Origin of the sequence: Halovenus anhuiensis, from assembly GCF_037080055.1 — an archaeon.
Classification (GTDB): domain Archaea; phylum Halobacteriota; class Halobacteria; order Halobacteriales; family Haloarculaceae; genus Halovenus.
The window spans coordinates 1-21,505 of record NZ_JBAOJI010000009.1 but is presented as its reverse complement, the minus strand read 5'-3'; the positions used below and the strand labels follow the sequence as shown (position 1 = coordinate 21,505).

Here is a 21,505-nt window from a genome sequence, read left to right as displayed (position 1 = left end):
GATTATGGGGCAGTGTAAACAGTATGACGAACGGGTGGCGGGGGGCGGGCCAGAGACACGACTCTTTCGTGCGAAACTCGTCGTCCAGCCCGATTCTACCGTCGAGTGTGCTGCTCTCGATAGCGAGGCCGATGTCGTCGCACACGAACTGAAGGTCCCTCCGTCGTGTCAGGGGGACACAGCGGGTGACTGTGATCCAGCCACCTGCGGCGAGTGCCACGTCGAACTGGCCGGTTCCTCGGGCGGCTACATCCGCACCCGGCCAGACGCCGCGTGTATCTGTCCGGTGCTCAAACGCCACGACTGTCTGACAGAGTTGGAGGCAGTCCAATCCGAGTCGCTGGTCGTCACCGTGACGGCTCCTCGACGGGAGGTCCTCTTCCAGTTGATCGGTGATCTCCGCGAGATTGGCAGTTCCGTCTCGATCAGTTGGCTGACCAGCGTCGACGGCGACGGCGAAACTGTCGAAATCGATGCGGAAGCGATCACGCCGACCCAGCGAGAGACCCTCGAAGCCGCCATCGAGGCGGGCTATTACACCGACGGAGACGGGATAACACTCTCCGAACTCGCGGCGGATCTGAACCTCTCCGAATCTGCCGTGTCCCAGCGACTCAACGCTGCCGAAACGAGGCTCGTGAAAGCCTTCCTCACCGAGATGGGCTGATGATTTTCAACCGATTGAGAACTCGCTGTGGACCTAAAGCTCCGGCTCTAGTACTCGTAACTGTGTAATGGCTCATTCAGAAAGACTCCCGGGGAATGGGGGGCGGATCGATTGTCAGCAACCGCTCGTGCGCGCCCAGCTTGCGGTCCGTCCGCATCCGTCGGCGAACTGCGCCGCAGTCGAGTACGGGGGCGAGGCCGAGGATATTACGCAGTCGTTGAGCTTCGATCCTGCAGATGAGGACGATCAGAAGTGCCATACCGTGTTGAACTACGACGACCAGCCGCAGTCGTACCGGACGGCCGATGTCGAGGAGAACTGTATCTGTCCGGTCTTCGAGGATCACGATTGTCTCACGGAATTTCGAGACGTTTCTGAGGGCACCGTGACGGTTGTGGCGTCAGTGCCGTCTCGGGAGACGATTCGAGAACTCGTCGGTGGCCTGCGCGAGGTGGGAGCGACCGTCGCCGTCGAGTGGCTGGTCGAGGACGAACAGCGCAACAGAACGACCGAAATGGACGTGAGTTCGATCACGTCGAAACAGCGCGAAGCGCTCGAAACGGCGCTGGAGTTGGGGTATTACGATAGCCCGCGGGATGCGGATCTCGGCGACTGTGCCGACGCGCTCGGAATCACCAAGTCGGCTGTCTCCCAGCGACTCAACACGGCCGAAACAAAACTCGTCAGGTCCTTTCTCGGCCGACCCGACAAGACCTGACAGCTCGGCCGTCCTCAGTCATCCTGGTGGACCGCATTTTCGATTAGTTTCCGCTCTGCAGCCCGGAGTCGCTGTGAAACGGCCGATTTCGAGATACCGAGTTGCTCGCCCAGTTCACCGAGATCGACATCTCGGGGGCGCTCGTAGTAGCCGGCTTCGACGGCCAGTTCGAGCGCTTGCTGTTGTTTCGCGGTCAGTTCGTTCAGATCGATCCGAACCTGTCCGTCTGCCGATTCCGTCGTCTGCCTGATATCCCGGGTGAGGACCGGACACTCCGGGTCCTCGATCGTCGATAGCAGGTCGATCAGCGTATTGCGATCCGGAATATCGAGGACGACTGTCAACGAGTTCTTGGGTTTCGCCTGTGTCATCTTCAAAAACCAGCCTGTTTTACTCAGGCTGGCCTCTGTCGACGCTGTGTGGTTGTTCCGACGATTCCATCGGGGGGACGGCAGCGACCCGATAGACGGCGTATGCCCCCCAGATCAGCAGGCCGGCGATGATGATGTACGACCGGATTTCAATCGGGACCAGCGCCTCGTGGACGATCTGGCCCTCGCCGGTGACCGGATGGGTCGTCCCGGCAATCATCTCGATGAGGCCGACAACCACGACGCCGAAGACGACGAGTCCGCCACCGACGTACTGTGCGATTTTCGTTGGTAGTGTGTGTTCTGTCATGGGATCACCTCAGCCGAGGAGGTACTGCAGTCGCGGATGGTTTTCGACGAACTCCGTGTCCGCCAGGTAGCCGTCGAGTCCGAGTACCCGCCCGGCACCGAGGGTTGCGATCATGCCGAAGATCAGCAATCCGAGCAACTCGCCGGTGACGACGCCGTGGGACCAGGCCCCGGTCTCTCCGTTGATGAAGTAGAAGAATATCATCAACACGGCCCCGAAGAAGGCGGCCGTCTTGGTGAGAGCGCCGAGGATGAGCCCCAGCCCGATCATCGTCTGTCCGATCGGAATGGCGAAGTTGACGAAGGTCAGCGCAGCACCGTCGCTGAACAGTGTCACGATCGGGCCGAGGCTCGTTCCCTGGGCTGCGCCACCGACGAACCAGCCAGCATCGAACGGCCAGTTCATCAGTTTGTCCAGCCCGGCGTGCAACATCCACCAGCCACCGACCAGCCGGAGCATCACCAGCCAGTACGCCAGCCACGTCCCCTCGACGGCGAACGTCGTCTCCCGTCCGAGCAGGCGGGTCTGTACGCGGTCGTTCGTCTCTGTGGTTGCCATCGTATCACCTCACATGTGGAGATAGAACAGGGTATCTGGTACTGATTGTCCTGTATTATGAAGCCTTTATATAGCAACTCTCGCAGATTCCCGTCCGTACTGAGCCACACAAACTGTGGCTGTTAGTTCACTCGAGGCGCTTGATCGTTACTTTGTGTGCGCTGCCGTGCTGGGATTTGTGATCGACTTCGATCTCGAATGCATCCTCCAGGGAGTCGATCTCACGCTCGAACGCGCACGTTTCACAGCGCAGGCGGAATTTTCCCATTGAACTGGTTTCAATCAGCCGTGATTTTGTGCCGATTCGACTGACGCGTCTCGTCGACGAGTTCGACCTCGAACTCTCCGTCGTTCGAGAGGGTGATCATCGCACCGTCGAACTCCTGTTCGTAGACACTCGTGTGGTTGCCGGAACTGCTCAGCCTGATTTTCTCTTTGACCAGTCCGGCTTCCTGTAACCGATTGATCTTTCGATAGGTCGTCGACAACGGAATCTCACACTCGTCGGACAGTTCCTTGACCGCCTTTGGCTCCGATTCGATCGCCGAGAGAATTCGGCAACACTCGTCGTCGGTGATCGTTCGAACGAAGGTTTCGGTTTTGGTTGGGGGCATCACGCTATCAGAGGATATGTTAGTAGCTGCAATATGAAGTGGAACTTTTCTACTAGTGTTTTAGAAATTATAATTCTCCTACGTGCCTAGTAGAGAAGTGAATAAAATATTATAACTATACAGAATCCCTCGATCAGAGACCGACGGCAGTTCGCTCGTGGTCGATCTGGTCAGTTTCGAGCAGGAGGGCGAGAATCTTTCTGATCGCTTTGCGGACGTGCTGGTAGAAGGTTGGCGAGGTGATGCCGAGGGCGTCGGCAAGTTCGTCGCCGGTGGAATCTCGGGGCGATTCGAAGTAGCCGGCGTGGTAGGCGAGTCCGAGGACCTCCCGCTGGCGATCAGTCAACTCCGTTTCGACGGCGTGTTTCGTCATCGTGAGCGTGGTGCTCTCTTCGGTCCGGGTTCGCTTGGCGATGAACGTCGTCTCGCTGTATGTCCCTTCGAGCGTCTTGATCATCGACTGAGCTCCGGATTGTGGGGCCGTCTCGCCGATCAGTCGTCCGGTACCGTCGGTCGCCTCAAACGATCGGATCGTCGCGCCGTGCTCGAACAATGCGGTCAGCGGGCCGGTCGTCACGCGGAGTTCGACGATTCCAGTCCGTCCGCGGCCGCGCACGACACGTGCGTTTTCGACCCCCCGCGCAGAGCGGACATCCTCGACGACTCGCTCGGGTTCGACGCTGTCGACGTCGATATAACAGAGATAGCCGGCCTCCGTCGTCGGGGTGATGTTGTTCAGCGAGAGTTGACAATCGAGGCGATCCGTGATCGCGGCGAATACGGAGTCGGCTCCGCCTACCTCGAACTCCAGTTCGACCACGGTGTCGGTGTGCAGCAGTTGTTTGTTCTCGGCGGCGTTGATCGCGTGGCCGATCCGCTCGCCGAGTTCGCGAAGCAGTCCCTGTTCGTATCTATCGAAGGCATCCGGGCGGGCCGAGTACAGGCCGATCATGCCGAGGACAGTCTCGCCGTAGGTGATCGGAATCGCAGCCACAGACTGAAACCCGTACTCGATCGCGCGGTCACGAAGCTCCCGGCCAGTCGGATCGGTCGGAACCTCCTGCATCGACTGGATCTCGTTCGTGGTGACCGCCTGCTCGAACGGCGTCCGGTCGAGTTCGTCACCGTCGAGACTGAGATCGAGATCCTCGACGAAGCCGTCCTCGATCCCGGCCCACTCGCGGGGGGTGATCTCGTCGGTCGCCTGATTGTAATCACCGACCCACGCGAACAGGTAGGCGTCGGAAGATGCGAGCTGTTCACAGATTACGCGGTCGATCTCCTGTCGTGTCCCCGCCCGAGTGAGTTCGCGGTTGATCGGCCGGAGACTTTCGATGATCTGGCGGATTCGCTGCAGCGAGTTGCGCTGGCGGCGCACCGTCTGTTCGCGGCGCTTCTGTTCGGTGATATCGTCGTTGATGGCGACGAACCGCTCGATCGTCCCGGTCTCGTCGGTGATGGGCGAAATCGTCTGGTTGACCGTGTATCTGTCGCCGGATTTGTCTTCGTTGGTCACCTCCCCTGTCCAGATCTCTCCGGCCTGGATCGTCTCCCAGAGATCCGCGAAAAAGTCCGAGTCGTGCACGCCGGAGTTGACGATGTGCGGTGTCTTTCCGACGGCTTCCTCGGTACTGTAGCCGGTCACTTCCTCGAAAGTCGGATTGACGTACTCGATGACTCCGTCGGTGTTGGTGAAATAGATCGAGTGCCCTGCCTGTTCGATCGCCTCACGGAACGCCCGCAGCGACTGTTCGCGCTCCTGCCGGGCCGTGATGTCTTCGACGACGACCGTGATCCGCTCGACTGCGCCGTTGCTGTCGTGGATCGGTGTCGCGCTCATCCAGAGCCACCGGGTCTGTCCGCTCTCCATTCGGAGCTCGAACTCCGTGCCATCGACTGTCGATCCGGTTTCGAGTGCGCGGGTGACTGGCAGTTCGTCCGGATCGACGACCGTTCCGTCCGGGTGTCGAAACTCCCCGGGAACCGACTCCAGTGTTCTGTCTACGAGCGAGTGCTCACCCTCGCAGAGGACCTCCGACGCCTGCAGATTCGAGCGGACAATCGTCCCGTCGGTATCGGCCACGATCAGTCCGACCGGACTCGTGGTGAAGATCCGTCCGAGCAGTGCTTGCTCCCGTTCGAGTTCCTCTTCGGTTCGCTTCCGGACGACCAGTCCGCCGAGGTCGGCGGCCACGGCGCTGACGACCGACGCCAGACTGTCGTCTCTGTCCCTGTGATCCCGCAAGAAAAAGGTCAGGACAGCGACGACCCCTTCGTCTGTCGTGATCGGTACACCCAGAGCGGCCCGGAGACCGACTTCCTCCGCCAGTTCGGTTCGGTGGAATACGTCTCGTGGCTCGGCAGACGTGTCGGGGATCCACTCCGATTCGCCGGACTCGTAGACCCGTCCGGGCAACCCCTCGCCGACGGAGAACACGACCGGTTCGCTCTCGTCCAGAAACTGACCGAGTGTGTGATCTGCGGTGTGGCCGGTGACGTATTCGAGTTGGCTGCCAGCGTCGGACGGCGCCCACGCCTCCCCGTAGGCCCATTCGGTGTGGTCACAGACTTCCGCGATCGCAGTTCGAATCCCCTCGACGTAGGAGTCGGCCTGTGCGACCCGCTCGGTCACGCTCGCGAGTAACTCCCGCTCGCTGCCGGTCTGTCTCTGTTCGGTTTCGTCACGAAGTCCGAGCGCGAACCCCTCGGTCTCCTCCACCGGAGTGATCACGACCGACGCCCAGAACGTCGCCCCGGACTGTGTCTCACACCACCCCTCGAAACCGGCCCGGCCCGCAGTCTCGGCCCGGTCGAGTAGATCCCCGATCTCTGTCTCGGACGGACACAGGTTCGGAAACGTCGTCGAAATTGGTTTCCCGTCGACTGTACTCGCGGCGTAGCCCGTTAGCTCCCGCGCACTTGCCGACCACGAACTGATGGTCCCGTCGGCTGCCAATCCGATTACGGCCTCGTCTGCCCGCGCCCGCGTGGCCGCCCGGACGGTCCCTGCCGACACGGACGACTCTGCCACCCCAACCGGATCGCGTTCTGTCATACCGCCTACTGAGGGGACACTCACTCAAAAGAATAGCTCCGGTTCCCAGGGACTCGGACCCTTCGAGCGAGTGGATTGGACTGAGATCGTACCACGACGGGACCCAACTGTGGCCGTCCCGCAGATTCATTCCGGTGCAGGTCGAGGTTGACCTATGGGACTCGACACGGGCGAACTGCGCGAGGGGTTAGTCGAGACCCGCAAGTATCTCCTCTCACACCACGTTCCTTCGGAGTACCACCGCTGTTACTCGCCCGTCGTCGCCGGGCGGCAACTCCACGTCTGCGCTCGCTGTCTCGGCATCTACCCCGGCATCGTCTTCGGTATTCTCGTCACCCTGCTCGCTCGGCCACCGCTCCTGCTGGTCGCCGTGATGCCGCTGCCAGCCCTGCTTGATTGGTCGTTGACGACCTTTACCGACCGAGTCGGATCCAACCCTGTCCGAACCATAACGGGGCTATTGCTGGGGAGTGGCTACGGACTCGGACTCGGGCTGCTGTTCGACGGTGAGTTCACCGTTCTGGCGATTGGATTCGGGTACGCTATCGTTGCTGCGGCGTTGCTCGCCCGGTCGCTGTGAGTCGCCACCACCCAGCTATTTAGGTCATAGCTGCGAGCTTCTAGTCGAATCGAAATGAAACACTGTGTGAACTGTGGTGCCGAGATCAACGACACTGCCGAGGTGTGTACGCACTGTGGCGTCAACCAGACCGTCTCGCTCGAAGGCTCGTACAAGGACCGCCCCGCTGACGAGAAGTACTGTGTCGACTGCGGGACGCTGATCGCCAAGCAGGCCGAACTCTGTCCCGAGTGTGGTGTCCGCCAGCCGACACCCGGTGGTGACGATTCCGAGCAGGTTGCGGCCGGAATCCTTGCAATTTTGCTCGGCGGACTCGGCGCACACAAGTTCTATCAAGGGAACGTCAAACTCGGCGTGATCTATCTCTGCTTTTTCTGGACCGGGGTTCCGGCGATACTGGGACTGATCGAGGGGATTCTTATGCTGGTCGCCGACGAACGGGAGTACGAACAGAAGTACGCCGATGGGAGTCTTCTCGGACGTTGAATCCCGAGGCGAGACTCGTGCCCAACTGAAATCCTGATTGACTTTCGGCAGAACTCGGTTGCCCGAATCGGGGCGGTCCCGTCAGTACCAGGGCTCACTTGGTGTCCTCAGGGACTGCGATCTGGTTCGTCAGTCCTGGGACCGTCACCGTCGGGACGTTCGCTGTCGGCCAGTTCCTGGCTGGGATCGTACTGGTCGGTCGGTGTGTCGTCGTTCTCGGTGGTGATGCCACAGCCACCGCACCCGCGGCCCGAGTCGCCGAAGATCCCTTCGCTCCACTCCTCGACTTCGGGGTCGTCGGGGACCCACTCAGGGTCGAGGTCGAACCGATCGATCTCGGATTCGATCAGCGCCGCGAGCGTATCCGCGAGCGCGGCGTAAAAGCCCTCACCACTGACGCCGACCTCGTCGGTGAATCGCCAGAACCACCGGCCGATGTGATCCTCGACGAACTGCTGCTGGGCGTCGCCGACGATGCGGACGCCGTGGTCGTCGCCGCTCTCGCGGAGTCGAGCCTCCCGCAGGCAGAGGTGACTGAGGAATTCGAGCTGGAAGCAGATGTGATCACCGCGGTCGTTCTTGTCGGAGTCGACCGACAGGTCGAAGGCCTCGTAGAAGCCGTTGATGTCGGCGAGTCGCCGGACGTTGGTCACCAGCGGCCCGGGCAAGTAGTTGAGTTCGTACGGCGAGACGCTGTGTCCCTCCTCGACGCCGAACATCGGCCCCCAGTCCTCGTACAGCGCGTCCGGGTCGTCGACGTGCGCGCCGACCCCGACAGCGGCTTCGGCGACATCGTCGCCGAGGACCTCGGCGGCCGCGACCAGATCGGTGCAGTAGGCGCTGTCCGCGAAGGCGTCCGCCAGTTCCTCGCCGGGGCGCTCGAAGCCCAAGGCGAGCAGCGCGTACAGTCGCGCACGCTGGAAGGCGGTCTCGACGTCGCCGGGATGCTCCGGCAGGTCGGACTCGCCCTGGTCGACCGTCGCGGTCACGCCTTCGGCGTCCTGTCGGCCGGCCTCGGTCGGCGCTGGATCCGGCTCGTCGGCCTCCGAGTCGGTCCGTGACTTGCCGAAGATGGTGTTTTCGCTCATGATCAGGTGATGTCGAGTCGGTAGACGTCTTCGTCTTCGTCGTAGCGATCACGTTCGGCGGTCGGTTCCTCGATTGGGACACGGCCGACTTCGTCGCCCTCGTAGTAGCCGACTGCTTCTTCGCCGTCGATCTCGAAGCCGGTCAGCGACCACTCGGTGCTGCCGATCAGGTGCAGCAGTCCCTGGACTGCTGGCTCGTTGCCGTTGCGAACGTCCTGGTACATCTCGACGGCCTCCTCGACGCCGGGACCGAACATCTGTGAGAGGTAGTCGGTCGGCGCGGTGATCGGCGGGATGTAGTAGACGTTCGGCTCCAGCCCGAACTGCGGGTACAGCGGCTTGGCGATTCCCTTCTCGTGGACGAGGTAGTCGATGGGGTTGACCCGCTCCTCGCTGGGGTCGCCGACGTTGGCCTCGTCGGGCGTGTTGATGTAGCCGTGCATCCGGATCTTCCCGAGACAGTTCTCGAAACACTGCGGGGCCTTCCCCTCCTCGGTTTTGGGGTAGCAGCCGACACACTTCTGGGAGATGCCCTCGGCGGGGTTGAAGATCGATTTCTTGTACGGACAGGCCTCGTTACACTGCTGGTAGGCGCTACAGGATTCTTCGTCGATCAGCACGATGCCGTCCTCCTCGCGTTTGTAGATGGCCGGCACCGGACAGGACCCCGCACACGCCGCGTACGTGCAGTGGTTACAGATCCGCGGCAGGTAGAAGAACCACACGGGGTGGGTCTCCTCGTCGAAGTAGTTGATCGACTCCATGGAGTCACCGGCGATCTCGTCTTCGCCGAGGTTCGGGTATCGGAAGTCCTCGCTGCCCGGGAAGAAGCCCGCGATGTCGTCTGCTGCACTGTTCGACTCCTGGGGGTGCTTGTCCTCGGCCTCCCAGTCGGTGCCCATCGCTTCGAAGATGGTTTCGCCCTCGTAGGTGCCGTCGTCGCTCCACTCGTTCGGCCCCATCTCCGAGAGCAGGCGCTGGTCCCAGCCCACCGGGTGTGAGCCGTAGGGTTTGGTCTCGACGTTGTTCCAGAACATGTGCTCCTGGCCTTCGCCGTGGGTCCAGGTCGTCTTACAGGCCAGGGTACACGTCTGGCACGCGATACACTTGTTCAGGTCGAACACGGCCGCCCACTGGTCGTCGGGGCGTTGACCCTCGTAGGGAAACTCCATCTCGCGGCCGAGTTGCCAGTTTTCGACTTGTGCCATGATCAGTCACCTCCTTCGATGTATTCGCCGTTGAGATACTGCTCCATCTCGTCGGTCTCGTAGCCGGGACGCAGGCCGAGTTCGGCGGGCCGCCACAGCCCTTCGCCGTCCTCACCGGCGTCGCCTTCCTTCTCGAATTTGACGAACGATTCACGCGGCGCGCCGTTCGCACAGTAGACGTCGGGCGCGAACCCTTGGCCGATGGACTGACCCATCAGATCCTTGCGGTTCATGTTGTCGCCGAGGATCGTCGGCCGGAGCCACGACCGGGTCATCGACTGGTGGCCGCCGCGGCGGTACAGCGAGACGTAGTCGGTCTCCTCGTTTTTCGCCAGCCCTTCGCGGTCGGGTGTCGCCTCGACAGTGCCGTGGCTGGACTGGTTGAGGTTGAACCAGCTACGGGTGACGCCGCTGGGCATCGCTGGCTGGTAGCGCACGCGCATGAGCGCCCGCGTGTACTCCTCGGGGTCGCCGTTGGCGCTGGGGTACGGTCGGTCGCTCGGGTCGGCGTCGACCCAGACGTAGTCGCCGTCCTCGAACCCTTCTTCCTTGGCGTCTTCGGGGTTCATCTCGACGTAGCCCTCGCCGAAGTACGGCTTGCGGTTGTCGGTGCGGTCGCGGTCGCCGAACGGACCCCACCAGACGGCGATGTTCGGCAGGGCGTTACAGTAGGTGTGTGCTCCGTGGCGGTACTTCGGCGTCATGTAGGAGTACTTGTATCCGGGGTCGACGTCCTGCAACGGGTGGTTCGAGTCCAGGAGTTCGTCCGTTCCCAGCACCTCGTTGCGGACCTGCCGAGCACTCGGGTCGTCGACCTTGTCGTCGGGCCAGCCAAGATCCTCCGGCGTCTCGGGATCGATCATCGGACTGTCGCTGTCGTCGACGATGACGTTCGGTCGGTAGATTGTGCCGTCGACGGCCTCCCGGTGGACCGGGAGGTTTTCGCCCATCGTCGACCAGATTTCCTCCTCGCGGAAGAACTCCAGACGGCCGGTCTGGGTGAACCACGGCTGGTCGTCCTCGATCTGTCGCGTGCCGACTTTCGAGGGGTAGGTCGTCCCCATCATCGTCACCGGTTCGCCGCGTTCGGCCTTCTCGATCAGGTCCTCGACATTGTACCCTTTTGTCATGTTGGAGTTGTCGAGGATGCGCTGGAGGTACGGCTTGCCCTGGTACTCGTCTTCGTCGATGAACTCCCACATCTGGGCGAAGCGTGGCTCGTCGAGTTTCTCCGCGAGTTTCTCGGAGACGCCCTTGAACACCTGCGTGTCGTGTTTGGTGTCGTAGATCCGGTCGATGCCCGTCTCGGGGTAGACCATCATGAACGGGTTCGTCACGGAGGCGGTCACGTCGTGGACGTTCTGCTCGGCCCACGAGTCGACCGGGAAGACGATGTCCGAGTACTCGCAGGTCATCGTCCACCACCACTCGTTGCAGAAGAAGGCCTCGATCTTGCCTTCCCGCAACATGTCCTCGATGATCTTGTACGAGCCTTTTGCGTTGCCGAGAATCGAGTTTGAGCCCGCGACCCAGAACGACTTCGAGGGCGTGTTCATGTGGGAATCGCCCTGGAAGTACTCGCCTTCGATTTTCAGCGGCTTGTCGATGTTCGAGTAGAAGTGCATCGACTCCATCGTCAGCCGCGGGTTGACCGAGGAGTCGGCCTCGGGGTCGAGTTCGGGGTCGAACGGATCCTCGACGTGGTAGTGCGGGATGCCGTTGAACATCGGCGCGCGGTAGTTGCCGGCGTAGCTGCCGATGTTGCCGCTGTGGGTGCCGATGTTCCGAGTCAGGCTGGCCACGAGGAACGCGGCCCGATCCTTCAGATCGCCGTTGAAGTACTGGTTCGGCCCCATCCCGGTGAGCAGCAGGGTCTGCTCTTTGTTGTCGGCGAACTCGGCGGCCATGTTCTGGACGGCCTCGGGTTCGGTGCCGGTCACCTCGGCGGTGGATTCGGCGTCCCACGTCTCCCGCAGGTACTCTGCAACGAGGTCGAACACCGGACGGACTTCGACGGTCTCGCCGTCAGCCAGTTCGAGTTCCCAACTGCCTTCGAGGGTTGCATCGCCCTCGAAGTTGTCGCCGACTTCTTCGCGGTTGACCGCACGGACACCGCCCTGTTCGGGGTCGTAGACCACGAAGTCGTCCCAGTCTTCGCGCTGGTCCGGCGTGATCCACTGGTCGGCTTCGTTGACCGTCGTCGGTGCGGGGTGTTCGGATGCGGGCGCGACCTGCGTGCGTTCGAGGTCGTCGGGGTCGTACTCCTCGAAGACGTCGCTCGCTCGCAGGTGCTCGCCCGTATCCATCCGCACGAGCAGCGGCAGGTCGGTGTTCGACTTGACGAACTCCGCGTCGTACTCGTCGTTGGCGATGATCTCTTGGGCGATGCCGAGGAAAAGTGCCGAGTCTGTCGCCGGGCGGATGATCACCAGTTCGTCACACTTCGAGGCCGTCGCGTTGTAGTCGGTGTAGACACCGGTGACCTTCGTACCCTTGAGTCGGGCTTCGGTCAGCCAGTGTGAGTCGGCCATCTTCGTACACGTCCAGTTCATCCCCGACATCACGATGTGGTCGGCGTACTCGACGTTGGCCAGGTCGAAGTCGACGGTCTGCTGGCCGGTGACCATCGGATGGCCCGGCGGCAGGTCCGTGTGGAAGGAGTAGTTGTCCCCGCCGACCGCGCCGAGGGCGTCGCTTTCGGGCACGTCCCGGACGTGATGATCCAGCAGGGCCATCGAGTTGGCCACTCGGTACTCGCCGAATAGTCCGAGAACACTCAGAAGCGGCATCCCGCCGCGGAACTTCATCGTCCGGGTTCCGACACCCTGCATCTCCTCGACGACGCGTTCGTCGTAGCCCTGATCGAGCAGTTGCTGCTGGGCCTGCTCGCCGGAGTAGTGGTCGGCGATTTCGATGAACGTCTCCGCGGCGTACTCGTAGGCTTCGTCCCAACTGGCCTCGTACCAGCCGTCTTCCCCGCGCTGAGCGTACTCTTTCGGCATCGAACCGTCGTCGTCGCGGGGGAAGCCGTCGTCGACCCACTGCTTGAATCCCTCGCGAATCTTCGGTGAGGTAACCCGGCGCTCGCCGTAGAACCGTTCGATCATCGCCAGGCCCTTGTTACAGACGCGGGGGTCCCAGCGATCCGATACCCCGTTGCCGTACAGATCCTCCGCGTCGCCGTAGTTCATCGACGGACCGAGTCGAGTGACGGTCCCGTTTTTGACGTTCGCTTCGAGATAGCAGTTGTGTGTATCGTTCGGCCGACAGGCCAGATAGTACGAGTCATCTACGTCCCACACGTCGCGGTAGTGCTGGTCCCACCCCTCGTTGGGATACTCCTCGAAGGGGTTGGCAAGCGGTTCGCGCTGGTCTGGTTGCTGGTCGGTATCGTCGTCGTCGCTTGGCTGGCCCTCATCCTCATCAGAGAACCGACGATAGCCGAGATACCCCAGTCCTGTTGCCGTGGCAGCACCCGCTGCGCCACCGAGGATCTCACGCCGGCTGAACGGCAACCCATCACCGTCGGATCCCGACTGCTCGTCACTCATCGTGACCACCGATATTCCGGTTCCGATGCGGTTATCAGGACGCTACAGTTGGGTGTCATGCTACACGTGAAAGTTCAGAGAGGATCTATTGAAAGCGTGTAGCTGATTTCAAGCTCAGTGAAAACGGTTGACACGATTGCCGAACAGGTTCGAATTCTAGTTTAAGTGAACAGTGGCGAATATGTTCAGCCAGCGGTTTAACGGGCTATGAGATGTTGGGGTTGTCTGGGCCGCACGTCGAGAAATGGGATCTAGTCTGGGTGCTGTGTGCATGTCCATTCTGTCGCGGTGGTTCCTCTCTGCCCTGCGTTCGGTTGGCCACGACCAGCAGTCTTCCGTCTGTGTGAACTACGGTTTCGTTGCTTACAACAGATCTGGCAATTCCCAGCAGGCTGGGAGTTCCCCCCGTAGGTCGGATTCGATGCCAGGGTCGTCGGTAGCGGATGGGTTCCGCCGGGGCCAGCGCCGTTCCCAGAGCCCGGGAATTTCGGTGATTGCTTAGAACGGCCGCGTGATATGACTGCACACTGATGTCCGCTGCTGACCTCTCCGTCGATGGCTCCCCGCGGCGTGGGCTCGCATCTGCGACGCTCGGCTTCTTCGTCGGATTTGCCGGGGTGGCCGTCATCGGTCCCGTCGGTGAGGCTTTCCAGAGCGCGATGGGGTTGTCGGGCCTTCTCCTGGGGCTTCTGGTCGGCGCGCCGAGTTTCGTCGGCTCGGTGTTTCGCATTCCGTTCGCCGCGTGGGTCGAGCGATCCGGCGCGAAACGGCCCCTGCTCGTGTTACTCTCGCTTTCGATTCTCGGTATGGGCGGACTCGCGGCGGTGCTCGTCTGGCTGTATCCCGATGGGCTCTCGATTGCACACTACCCGCTGGTTTTCTTTTTTGCGACGCTCACCGGCTGTGGGGTGGCGACGTTTTCGGTCGGTGCTGCGGGCACTTCCTACTGGTATCCTGAGGATAAACAGGGGACGGCACTCGCCATCTACGGCGGACTCGGGAACAGTTCGCCCGGGCTGTTCACCATCGTCCTCCCGCTGGCTGTCGGCGCACTCGGTGTCGTCGGCTCCTATCTGCTCTGGTTCGGGTTTCTCGTGGTCGGGACGGCGGGCTACGCAGCGCTCGCGGTCGACGCTCCGTACTTTCAGTACCGGTCCGGCGGGCTCTCCCACGAGCGCGCGAGCACGCGAGCGCGAGCGGACGGGCAAGAGTTGTTCCCTGCCGGCGATGCGGTCGAGGCGTTTCGGATCGCCGCCGGATCCGCCCGAACGTGGGCACTTGTCTGTCTATATTTCGTCTCCTTCGGCGGCTTTCTCGCGCTCACGGTCTGGTTGCCCTCCTACTGGGGCGGACTCCACGGCGTCGGGGGGCGGACTGCCGGGCTCCTTACCGCCGTCGCCTTTACGCTATTTGCGACGGTCTGCCGTCTTCCCGGTGGGTGGCTCACGGATCGTTTCGACGGCGAACCGGTCGCGGCTGTCAGCTTTGCCCTCGTCGCCGCCGGTTCGGCGTTGCTGGTGGTCACCCGTCGCCTCCCGATCGCGGTTCTCGCGGCCGCAGTGATGGCTCTCGGTATCGGTGTCGCCAACGCTGCCGTCTTCAAACTCGTCCCCGAGTACGTCCCGCAGGCTGTCGGGGGAGCCTCCGGTCTCGTCGGTGGCGTCGGTGGTCTCGGTGGCTTCGTTTTCCCGCCGATTCTGGGAGCGTTCGTCGACATCTACGGCGTCCCCGGATACAGCCGTGGCTTTCTCCTCTATCTGCTGGCTGGACTCGCTGGCGTCGTCATCTCCTGGCAACTCCGGCAGTACCGGCCAGCCGAGCCTCCCACCACTCGCTCTGTCGGCAACGACTGACTCGACGACTACTGATCGACGACGTAGGACTGGTGTGATCCGCGGGTCTGCACGTCGACGAAGTGATGCCGGGTCACGTCGCCGACATCGCCGACGACGGAGTGCGCCTCGCTGTCCTCGCCGTAGACGCTCTCGATTCCGCGGAGGTCGTTCGCTCGAAGCGTCTCCAGTACTGACTCGGGGATCGCTGCCTCCTGCTCGACATCGAGAATTAGCAACTGGTCAGTGAAACTCTTCGCCAGAAACGCGTCGTCGATACAGTCGTACTCTCGCAGGTCAGCCACGACCTGCTGCAGACTCTCCCGTCGATCACTCATTATCGGTTCGTACGGATCGGCACACCAAGTCCCTGAATCCGAACGTATTCGGTCACATTCTCCGGCCGTAGATTTAATTCACTGCCGGTGGTTAGTTGAGGTATGGGTGACCGTGCGTGCTATCGGGAGTACTGCCCGACCTGTGACGCCGAAGTGACCATCGTCACCGAGGAGTGCCCCGAGTGTGGCCGGGAACTCTCTGTCGAGTGAGCCACGGGGCCGACGACAGGAGAGGTCCATGGTCCTGGTCGGCGAGTGTCTGCTTGCCCAAAAGCGAGTTGTTTGCTGAAAACAGCGTTAGTGGTTGTGACCGTCCATCTCCATCGGATGGCCGGTGGCGTATTCACCTGGCTTTTCCTCGAAGGTCTTCTCGCAGGTCTGTGAGCAGAAGTAGTACGTCTCGTCGTCGTGTGTCGCTGCTGGCCCGCTGTCGTCGGTCCGCATGCCACAGACTGGATCGCGGTACTGGCCGGGCGCACCGAGGCCGCGGCGGTAGACGTACAGCAGGAACCCGGAGAGAGCGAACGCGATCAGGTTGAGATAGAACGTGTAGTTGAGCTCGAAGTAGGTCTGGTCAGTCGCTGTCTCCCCGCCGGCCAGATTTGGAACGATACCGAGGGCGTTGAACAACAGTTCCATCAGGAAGCCAGTGAAAGCCATCGTCACGAAGAAGACGCCGAGGATGTACAGCATGATCTGCCAGCCGTAGTACTTCCGGTAGACGTTCAAGACGGGAATCGTGATGAGGTCGGCGTAGACGAAGGCGATGACGCCGGCGAAGCTGATCCCGCCACCCCACAGGGCAACGGCGAAGGGAACGTTGCCCATGCTGCCGACGAAACTGAGGACGGCGATGGCAACTCCCATGACCGCGTTCTCGGCGGTCACGAGCAGCCCGTCACCCTGGATGAACAGCGCGTTCCAGACCCACTGTGGGACGAAGACGATGACGAACCCGGAGATGAGAAAGCCTGCGATGACATCTTTCCAGATCATCGACCACTCCTTGCGGTACTGATTCCCGACTCTGTACCAGCCACCCCACGAGAGCAACTCATCGCGCCATCCACCGCTGCTCGATGTCTCTTGCAGGTACGTCTCCATACACCCTTCCGAACAGAACTGCAACCGTTCCCCGCCATCGGTCGTGAGGGAGTACTCCTGTTTGCCCTCCATTCCGCAGGTGGGATCTTCAGTAACGCCCGACTCGCGATCGCGTTCGTTGAGCGTGTCCCGAACCTCGTCGAAGAGATTCTCGGGAAGTGTGAGGTGGACGATGACCGCCATGACGGCGATGAGGACGAGGCCGCCGAGCAGTTCTGCGAGCAGGAACTCCCAGCCCAGCAGAATCAGGATCATCAGCCCAAGTTCGACGATGAGGTTCGTCGACGCGAACATGAACGCGAGGAAGTTCACCGTGTGTGCCCCCTTCTTGAACAATCCTTTCCCGATAGCGACGGCACCGAAGCTACAACCGCTGCTGGCCGCACCGAACACCGTCGCCTTGGTGACGCCGGCGATGTCGCCGTCGCCGAGCACCTTCGCCATTCGCTCTTTGGAGACGTAGACCTGGACGAGACTCGTGACTGTGAGGCCCATAATGATCGCCCACGCCGCCGTCCAGAGGAATCCGACACCGATGCGGAGGGCTTCGAGTACCCCGTCGAGTATCGTTGGCTGCATAGCTGTACCATCGTCGGCATCGTCTATTGCAATTGCCATTACGATTCCGCGCTATAATCGCTACTGAACTGTGGATTCCAAAACCGAGCACCCAATTTGAGTATAGTTTCGAAGCCGCAATAGCATTGAACTGTGAGTACGTACGTTATCGTAGCGGCAGATTCACGGAGGGATTACAATATGCCTGAACATACGGACGACACACGGCTGGCCACGATTGTACTCATAATCCTCGGTGCCTTCGTCGTCTTCCCGATGTTCTTCATGAGCTTCGGGATGATGGGATCGGGACCGATGATGAGTGGAATGTGGGATGGTCATATGTGGGGCGATGGAACGATGTCGGGATGGGTGTTCATCGTCGGACTCGCGATGCAACTCCTGTTGCTCGCCGCCCTCGTCGGCGGTGGCTATCTCATCTACCGGGCCGTTGCCGGGCGTGAGCGTAGTTCGGATCCAGCCTTCGAAGAACTCCGGATTGCCTACGCCCGTGGCGAACTCACTGACGAAGAGTACGAACAGCGACGGGAGACGCTGGAGCGCAACACAGAATAGCGGTCACAGCGATGTCGCGGACAGCGAACCCGACTCACCCGACGGCAACATCGCCGCTCCCGGTCTGGCTAGACCGATATACGACGCTTGGACTGTACGGACTCTCCATCGGGACGGCTCTCTGTTTAGTCGCATTCGTCACGAATCCGGTGCCTGATCCCTCGTTCCCGTGGGCGACGTTGCCGGAGTCACTCCGACTCCCTGTCGAGCAGCCGCGAATCGAACACTGGCCAGTGACCTACACTGTCGGCATCTGGCTGTGGATCACCGGCTTTCCGGCGCTGTTCCTCGCTGGGTACAGACGATTCGGAACGCGGACGCCGTTTGGCTCGACGGGATGGCTCGCAGGGCTTCCCATGCTGGCGATGCTCGGCTGGACGACGTACTGTCGGCTCTTCTGGCCGAAACTCCACCCGGCCACCTGGAATGCTCCGTCCTACACCTTCGTCTGCTGGCTGTACTGCTCCTCGTACGACGTGATCTGGAGTAACACCGCCTACGTGGTCGCCCTGCTCGGTATCGTCGCGACGATGCTCGCAGCGCGACGCCAGAACGGCGATGCGTATGCTCTCTTCGGGTTTGGACTCCTCGCTCTTCCGCTCGGATTGCCTGCCGTATACGAGGGATATCGACGGACTGCGGGGACAGCGGCCTGAAACTGTTGCCGAACTCTCGCCGAAGTAGTGGCTCGTTGCACGGTCCCCTATTGTACGCCTCGGTCCCGTGCTGTGGTTTTGCGTCTCACACGGGCCACTCTTTCGACGGATATTTACATACACCTCCCATCGGTTACAATGTACGCGACAGATGACGGAGGTCGGGACGCACCCGCCGGCCGTCACTACTCTAGACGAGGTCTCCTCGTCGATGATGATATGGTACAGAGAAGCCGCTACGGTTTCTCTGATTTCCACGAGTCGCAGTGGAAATCACAAATATGAGGATTCCACCCCTGCGGTCCGCCGCTAAGATGGGATCTGATGTGAGCCTTGACAGTTTGGTTAGACAGTCGCGTTAGATTGTCACCAAACGACGGACATTTGTGTGTCTCCGCCAGCCCACTGATTTAGATCAGTCAACCATTCCGGTTGATCCTGCCGGAGGCCATTGCTATTGGAGTCCGACTTAGCCATGCTAGTTGCACGAGTTTAGACTCGTGGCGTATAGCTCAGTAACACGTGGCCAAACTACCCTACAGATCGGGATAACCTCGGGAAACTGAGGCTAATACCGAATACGGCTTCCACGCTGGAATTGCAGGAAGCTGGAAATACTACGGTGCTGTAGGATGTGGCTGCGGCCGATTAGGTAGACGGTGGGGTAATGGCCCACCGTGCCAGTAATCGGTACGGGTCGTGAGAGCGAGAGCCCGGAGACGATATCTGAGACAAGATATCGGGCCCTACGGGGCGCAGCAGGCGCGAAACCTTTACACTGCACGACAGTGCGATAGGGGGACTCCGAGTGCGAGGGCATAGAGCCCTCGCTTTTGTACACCGTAAGGTGGTGTACGAATAAGAACTGGGCAAGACCGGTGCCAGCCGCCGCGGTAATACCGGCAGTTCGAGTGATGGCCGATATTATTGGGCCTAAAGCGTTCGTAGCTGGCCGATCAAGTCTGTCGGGAAATCTGTTCGCTTAACGAACAGGCGTCCGGCGGAAACTGGTCGGCTTGGGACCGGAAGACTCGAGGAGTACGTCCGGGGTAGGAGTGAAATCCCGTAATCCTGGACGGACTACCGATGGCGAAAGCACCTCGAGAGCACGGATCCGACAGTGAGGAACGAAAGCTGGGGTCTCGAACCGGATTAGATACCCGGGTAGTCCCAGCTGTCAACGATGCCCGCTAGGTATGGCGCAGGCTACGAGCCTGTGCTATGCCGTAGCGAAGGCGCTAAGCGGGCCGCCTGGGAAGTACGTTCGCAAGAATGAAACTTAAAGGAATTGGCGGGGGAGCACTACAACCGGAGGAGCCTGCGGTTTAATTGGACTCAACGCCGGAAATCTCACCAGCACCGACAATGTGCAGTGAAGGTCAGTTTGATGAGCTTACTGGAGCCATTGAGAGGAGGTGCATGGCCGCCGTCAGCTCGTACCGTGAGGCATCCTGTTAAGTCAGGCAACGAGCGAGATCCGCACTTCTAGTTGCCAGCAACACCATTGGTGGTTGGGTACACTAGAAGGACTGCCACGGCTAACGTGGAGGAGGGAGCGGGCAACGGTAGGTCAGCATGCCCCGAATGTGCTGGGCAACACGCGGGCTACAATGGCTGTGACAATGAGAAGCTATCCCGAGAGGGAGCGCTAATCCCCTAAACGCAGTCGTAGTTCGGATTGTGGACTGAAACTCGTCCACATGAAGCTGGATTCGGTAGTAATCGCGTGTCACTAGCGCGCGGTGAATACGTCCCTGCTCCTTGCACACACCGCCCGTCAAAGCACCCGAGTGAGTTCCGGATGAGGCCATCATGCGATGGTCGAATCTGGGATTCGCAAGGGGGCTTAAGTCGTAACAAGGTAGCCGTAGAGGAATCTGCGGCTGGATCACCTCCACAGACCGGGACTGGGCCGTCGCGCCCAGCCCACAAGTCCTGCTTCGGCAGGCACGGTGATCCGTCACCTCGGTGACGGCCAACTGTCAAGGTTCACTTCCCTCGTTCGAGGGAAGACCAGTAGCTCAACGGGAGCGCACCGTTTCGACGGTGGTCTTCGGTTCGATTCCGAACTGGTCACTTCATACTTCGGATCGAAGTCGTGCCCCTTAAGTGGGGCAAGACTGTTGATTCGGGTACGGCAAACCGATGCACCATCCCGCGAAAGCGCGGTTGGGAAGGGTACGATGTTGCGCGCAGTTACCCCTGCGTGTTTCGATGACGACCGTGTGTACGTGCAATCCAGACGTCAACTGGATCCGTTTCATCGTGGAACGTGTATCCGACTTCTCTGATTCTATCAGAGACCAACTGGCTACTGTGCCACTTGGTGAATGGCTCGGCTCGAGCGCCGACGAAGGACGTGCCAAGCTGCGAAAAGCCTGAGGGAGCCGCACGGAGGCATAGAACTCAGGATTTCCGAATGGGAATCCCCACAGCAATTGCTTTGCGCAATGGGGAACGCCGGGAACTGAAACATCTCAGTACCGGCAGGAAGAGAAAACAACGTGATGTCGTCAGTAACTGCGGGTGAACGCGATACAGCCCAAACTGAAGCCCTCACGGGCAATGTGGTGTTGGACTGGCTTTCAGCGTCTGACCGTCTTCGAGAAGTCCCCTGGAACGGGGCGCGAAACAGGGTGAAAGCCCCGTACTGAAGACCAGTAAGACGTGCGTCAGCTCCGGAGTAGCAAGGGTTGGAAATCCCTTGTGAATTTGGCAGGCATCGATCTGCTAAGGCTAAATACGACTCGAGACCGATAGCGAACAAGTAGTGCGAACGAACGCTGCAAAGTACCCTCCAACGGGAGGTGAAATAGGGCCTGAAATCAAGTGGCGATGGAGCGACGGGGCATACAAGGTCCTGTGATAAACGACCGAGGGGCGACCCTCCAGTAGGACTCACAGGAAGCCGATGTTCCGTCGTACGTTTTGAAAAACGGACCAGGGAGTGTGTTTACGAGGCGAGTCTAACCCGATTATCGGGGGAGACGAAGGGAAACCAACATGGTCGCAGGGCTTTGCCCCAGGACCGCCGTGTTCAAGCGCGGGGAGTCTCGTGGACACGACCCGAAACCGGACGATCTATGCGTGGGTAAGGTGAAGCATGGCGAAAGTCATGTGGAGGCCTGTTAGAGCTGGTGTCCTACAATACCCTCTCGTAATCTACGTATAGGGGTGAAAGGCCCATCGAGTCCGGCAACAGCTGGTTCCGACCGAAACATGTCGAAGCATGACC

18 protein-coding genes and 2 rRNA genes are annotated in these 21,505 nt (G+C 60.7%); 9 read left to right on the top strand and 11 right to left on the bottom strand.

What is annotated here, in order from left to right; all coding sequences use genetic code 11:
- Positions 1–4 precede the first annotated feature (4 nt).
- Both V8P86_RS16720 and V8P86_RS16715 read left to right on the top strand, forming a co-directional pair.
- The gene (locus V8P86_RS16720; protein ID WP_336328430.1) at positions 5–667 is read left to right on the top strand and encodes a helix-turn-helix domain-containing protein; all 663 of its coding nucleotides are present in this window, start codon (positions 5–7) and stop codon (positions 665–667) included.
- A 67-nt stretch (positions 668–734) separates the two neighbouring features.
- Complete coding sequence (locus V8P86_RS16715; RefSeq protein ID WP_336328429.1) at positions 735–1,385, top strand: helix-turn-helix domain-containing protein; 651 nt, start codon at positions 735–737, stop codon at positions 1,383–1,385.
- Between the two features lie 14 nt (positions 1,386–1,399).
- Here V8P86_RS16715 and V8P86_RS16710 read toward each other — a convergent pair whose 3' ends face one another.
- The 6 genes from V8P86_RS16710 to V8P86_RS16685 all read right to left on the bottom strand — a co-directional run bounded on the left by V8P86_RS16710 (position 1,400) and on the right by V8P86_RS16685 (position 6,293).
- Complete coding sequence (locus V8P86_RS16710) at positions 1,400–1,756, bottom strand: helix-turn-helix domain-containing protein (protein WP_336328428.1); 357 nt, start codon at positions 1,754–1,756, stop codon at positions 1,400–1,402.
- Positions 1,757–1,775: 19 nt separating this feature from the next.
- Complete coding sequence (locus V8P86_RS16705) at positions 1,776–2,066, bottom strand: hypothetical protein (protein ID WP_336328427.1); 291 nt, start codon at positions 2,064–2,066, stop codon at positions 1,776–1,778.
- A gap of 9 nt (positions 2,067–2,075) precedes the next feature.
- Positions 2,076–2,624, bottom strand: a complete 549-nt coding sequence (locus tag V8P86_RS16700) for a DoxX family protein (protein ID WP_336328426.1) — start codon at positions 2,622–2,624, stop codon at positions 2,076–2,078.
- A 127-nt stretch (positions 2,625–2,751) separates the two neighbouring features.
- Positions 2,752–2,892 (bottom strand): hypothetical protein, encoded by a 141-nt coding sequence (locus V8P86_RS16695; RefSeq protein WP_336328425.1) that lies wholly within the window; start codon positions 2,890–2,892, stop codon positions 2,752–2,754.
- Between the two features lie 10 nt (positions 2,893–2,902).
- Positions 2,903–3,238 (bottom strand): helix-turn-helix domain-containing protein, encoded by a 336-nt coding sequence (locus tag V8P86_RS16690; RefSeq protein WP_336328424.1) that lies wholly within the window; start codon positions 3,236–3,238, stop codon positions 2,903–2,905.
- 133 nt (positions 3,239–3,371) lie between these two features.
- Positions 3,372–6,293 carry a PAS domain S-box protein gene (locus V8P86_RS16685; RefSeq protein ID WP_336328423.1) on the bottom strand — a complete coding sequence of 974 codons (2,922 nt, stop codon included), beginning with the start codon at positions 6,291–6,293 and terminating at the stop codon, positions 3,372–3,374.
- Positions 6,294–6,447: 154 nt separating this feature from the next.
- Here V8P86_RS16685 and V8P86_RS16680 point away from each other — a divergent pair, with 154 nt between their 5' ends.
- Both V8P86_RS16680 and V8P86_RS16675 read left to right on the top strand, forming a co-directional pair.
- Positions 6,448–6,873 carry a DUF2085 domain-containing protein gene (locus V8P86_RS16680; RefSeq protein WP_336328422.1) on the top strand — a complete coding sequence of 142 codons (426 nt, stop codon included), beginning with the start codon at positions 6,448–6,450 and terminating at the stop codon, positions 6,871–6,873.
- Positions 6,874–6,927: 54 nt separating this feature from the next.
- Entirely contained in the window at positions 6,928–7,359 is a 432-nt protein-coding gene (locus V8P86_RS16675; RefSeq protein WP_336328421.1) for a TM2 domain-containing protein, read from the top strand.
- Positions 7,360–7,466: 107 nt separating this feature from the next.
- Here V8P86_RS16675 and V8P86_RS16670 read toward each other — a convergent pair whose 3' ends face one another.
- From V8P86_RS16670 to V8P86_RS16660, 3 genes are read right to left on the bottom strand one after another with little or no spacing between them, the layout of a single operon-like run.
- The gene (locus V8P86_RS16670) at positions 7,467–8,447 is read right to left on the bottom strand and encodes a TorD/DmsD family molecular chaperone (RefSeq protein WP_336328420.1); all 981 of its coding nucleotides are present in this window, start codon (positions 8,445–8,447) and stop codon (positions 7,467–7,469) included.
- A 2-nt stretch (positions 8,448–8,449) separates the two neighbouring features.
- Positions 8,450–9,655, bottom strand: coding sequence for a 4Fe-4S dicluster domain-containing protein (locus V8P86_RS16665; RefSeq protein WP_336328419.1), 1,206 nt, complete (start codon positions 9,653–9,655; stop codon positions 8,450–8,452).
- Positions 9,656–9,657: 2 nt separating this feature from the next.
- The gene (locus V8P86_RS16660; RefSeq protein ID WP_336328418.1) at positions 9,658–13,206 is read right to left on the bottom strand and encodes a molybdopterin-dependent oxidoreductase; all 3,549 of its coding nucleotides are present in this window, start codon (positions 13,204–13,206) and stop codon (positions 9,658–9,660) included.
- Positions 13,207–13,736: 530 nt separating this feature from the next.
- Here V8P86_RS16660 and V8P86_RS16655 point away from each other — a divergent pair.
- Positions 13,737–15,059 (top strand): MFS transporter, encoded by a 1,323-nt coding sequence (locus V8P86_RS16655; protein WP_336328417.1) that lies wholly within the window; start codon positions 13,737–13,739, stop codon positions 15,057–15,059.
- A gap of 8 nt (positions 15,060–15,067) precedes the next feature.
- Here V8P86_RS16655 and V8P86_RS16650 read toward each other — a convergent pair whose 3' ends face one another.
- Both V8P86_RS16650 and V8P86_RS16645 read right to left on the bottom strand, forming a co-directional pair.
- Positions 15,068–15,376 (bottom strand): hypothetical protein, encoded by a 309-nt coding sequence (locus V8P86_RS16650; protein ID WP_336328416.1) that lies wholly within the window; start codon positions 15,374–15,376, stop codon positions 15,068–15,070.
- A gap of 297 nt (positions 15,377–15,673) precedes the next feature.
- Entirely contained in the window at positions 15,674–17,059 is a 1,386-nt protein-coding gene (locus tag V8P86_RS16645) for a permease (RefSeq protein ID WP_336328488.1), read from the bottom strand.
- Positions 17,060–17,239: 180 nt separating this feature from the next.
- Here V8P86_RS16645 and V8P86_RS16640 point away from each other — a divergent pair, with 180 nt between their 5' ends.
- The 4 genes from V8P86_RS16640 to V8P86_RS16625 form a co-directional block, all read left to right on the top strand.
- Positions 17,240–17,614, top strand: a complete 375-nt coding sequence (locus V8P86_RS16640) for an SHOCT domain-containing protein (RefSeq protein ID WP_336328415.1) — start codon at positions 17,240–17,242, stop codon at positions 17,612–17,614.
- Positions 17,615–17,625: 11 nt separating this feature from the next.
- Entirely contained in the window at positions 17,626–18,270 is a 645-nt protein-coding gene (locus tag V8P86_RS16635; protein WP_336328414.1) for a hypothetical protein, read from the top strand.
- A gap of 425 nt (positions 18,271–18,695) precedes the next feature.
- A 16S ribosomal RNA gene (locus V8P86_RS16630) occupies positions 18,696–20,167 on the top strand.
- A gap of 405 nt (positions 20,168–20,572) precedes the next feature.
- Positions 20,573–21,505: ribosomal RNA gene (locus tag V8P86_RS16625) — 23S ribosomal RNA — on the top strand; the annotation flags it as partial.

Excerpts from the sequence above, each read along its gene's own strand:
- V8P86_RS16720 (WP_336328430.1), top strand. The coding sequence starts at position 5 with ATGGGGCAGTGTAAACAGTATGACGAACGGGTGGCGGGGGGCGGGCCA.
- V8P86_RS16715 (WP_336328429.1), top strand. The coding sequence starts at position 735 with ATGGCTCATTCAGAAAGACTCCCGGGGAATGGGGGGCGGATCGATTGT.
- V8P86_RS16710 (WP_336328428.1), bottom strand. The coding sequence starts at position 1,756 with ATGACACAGGCGAAACCCAAGAACTCGTTGACAGTCGTCCTCGATATT.
- V8P86_RS16705 (WP_336328427.1), bottom strand. The coding sequence starts at position 2,066 with ATGACAGAACACACACTACCAACGAAAATCGCACAGTACGTCGGTGGC.
- V8P86_RS16700 (WP_336328426.1), bottom strand. The coding sequence starts at position 2,624 with ATGGCAACCACAGAGACGAACGACCGCGTACAGACCCGCCTGCTCGGA.
- V8P86_RS16695 (WP_336328425.1), bottom strand. The coding sequence starts at position 2,892 with ATGGGAAAATTCCGCCTGCGCTGTGAAACGTGCGCGTTCGAGCGTGAG.
- V8P86_RS16690 (WP_336328424.1), bottom strand. The coding sequence starts at position 3,238 with ATGCCCCCAACCAAAACCGAAACCTTCGTTCGAACGATCACCGACGAC.
- V8P86_RS16685 (WP_336328423.1), bottom strand. The coding sequence starts at position 6,293 with ATGACAGAACGCGATCCGGTTGGGGTGGCAGAGTCGTCCGTGTCGGCA.
- V8P86_RS16680 (WP_336328422.1), top strand. The coding sequence starts at position 6,448 with ATGGGACTCGACACGGGCGAACTGCGCGAGGGGTTAGTCGAGACCCGC.
- V8P86_RS16675 (WP_336328421.1), top strand. The coding sequence starts at position 6,928 with ATGAAACACTGTGTGAACTGTGGTGCCGAGATCAACGACACTGCCGAG.
- V8P86_RS16670 (WP_336328420.1), bottom strand. The coding sequence starts at position 8,447 with ATGAGCGAAAACACCATCTTCGGCAAGTCACGGACCGACTCGGAGGCC.
- V8P86_RS16665 (WP_336328419.1), bottom strand. The coding sequence starts at position 9,655 with ATGGCACAAGTCGAAAACTGGCAACTCGGCCGCGAGATGGAGTTTCCC.
- V8P86_RS16660 (WP_336328418.1), bottom strand. The coding sequence starts at position 13,206 with ATGAGTGACGAGCAGTCGGGATCCGACGGTGATGGGTTGCCGTTCAGC.
- V8P86_RS16655 (WP_336328417.1), top strand. The coding sequence starts at position 13,737 with ATGTCCGCTGCTGACCTCTCCGTCGATGGCTCCCCGCGGCGTGGGCTC.
- V8P86_RS16650 (WP_336328416.1), bottom strand. The coding sequence starts at position 15,376 with ATGAGTGATCGACGGGAGAGTCTGCAGCAGGTCGTGGCTGACCTGCGA.
- V8P86_RS16645 (WP_336328488.1), bottom strand. The coding sequence starts at position 17,059 with ATGCAGCCAACGATACTCGACGGGGTACTCGAAGCCCTCCGCATCGGT.
- V8P86_RS16640 (WP_336328415.1), top strand. The coding sequence starts at position 17,240 with ATGCCTGAACATACGGACGACACACGGCTGGCCACGATTGTACTCATA.
- V8P86_RS16635 (WP_336328414.1), top strand. The coding sequence starts at position 17,626 with ATGTCGCGGACAGCGAACCCGACTCACCCGACGGCAACATCGCCGCTC.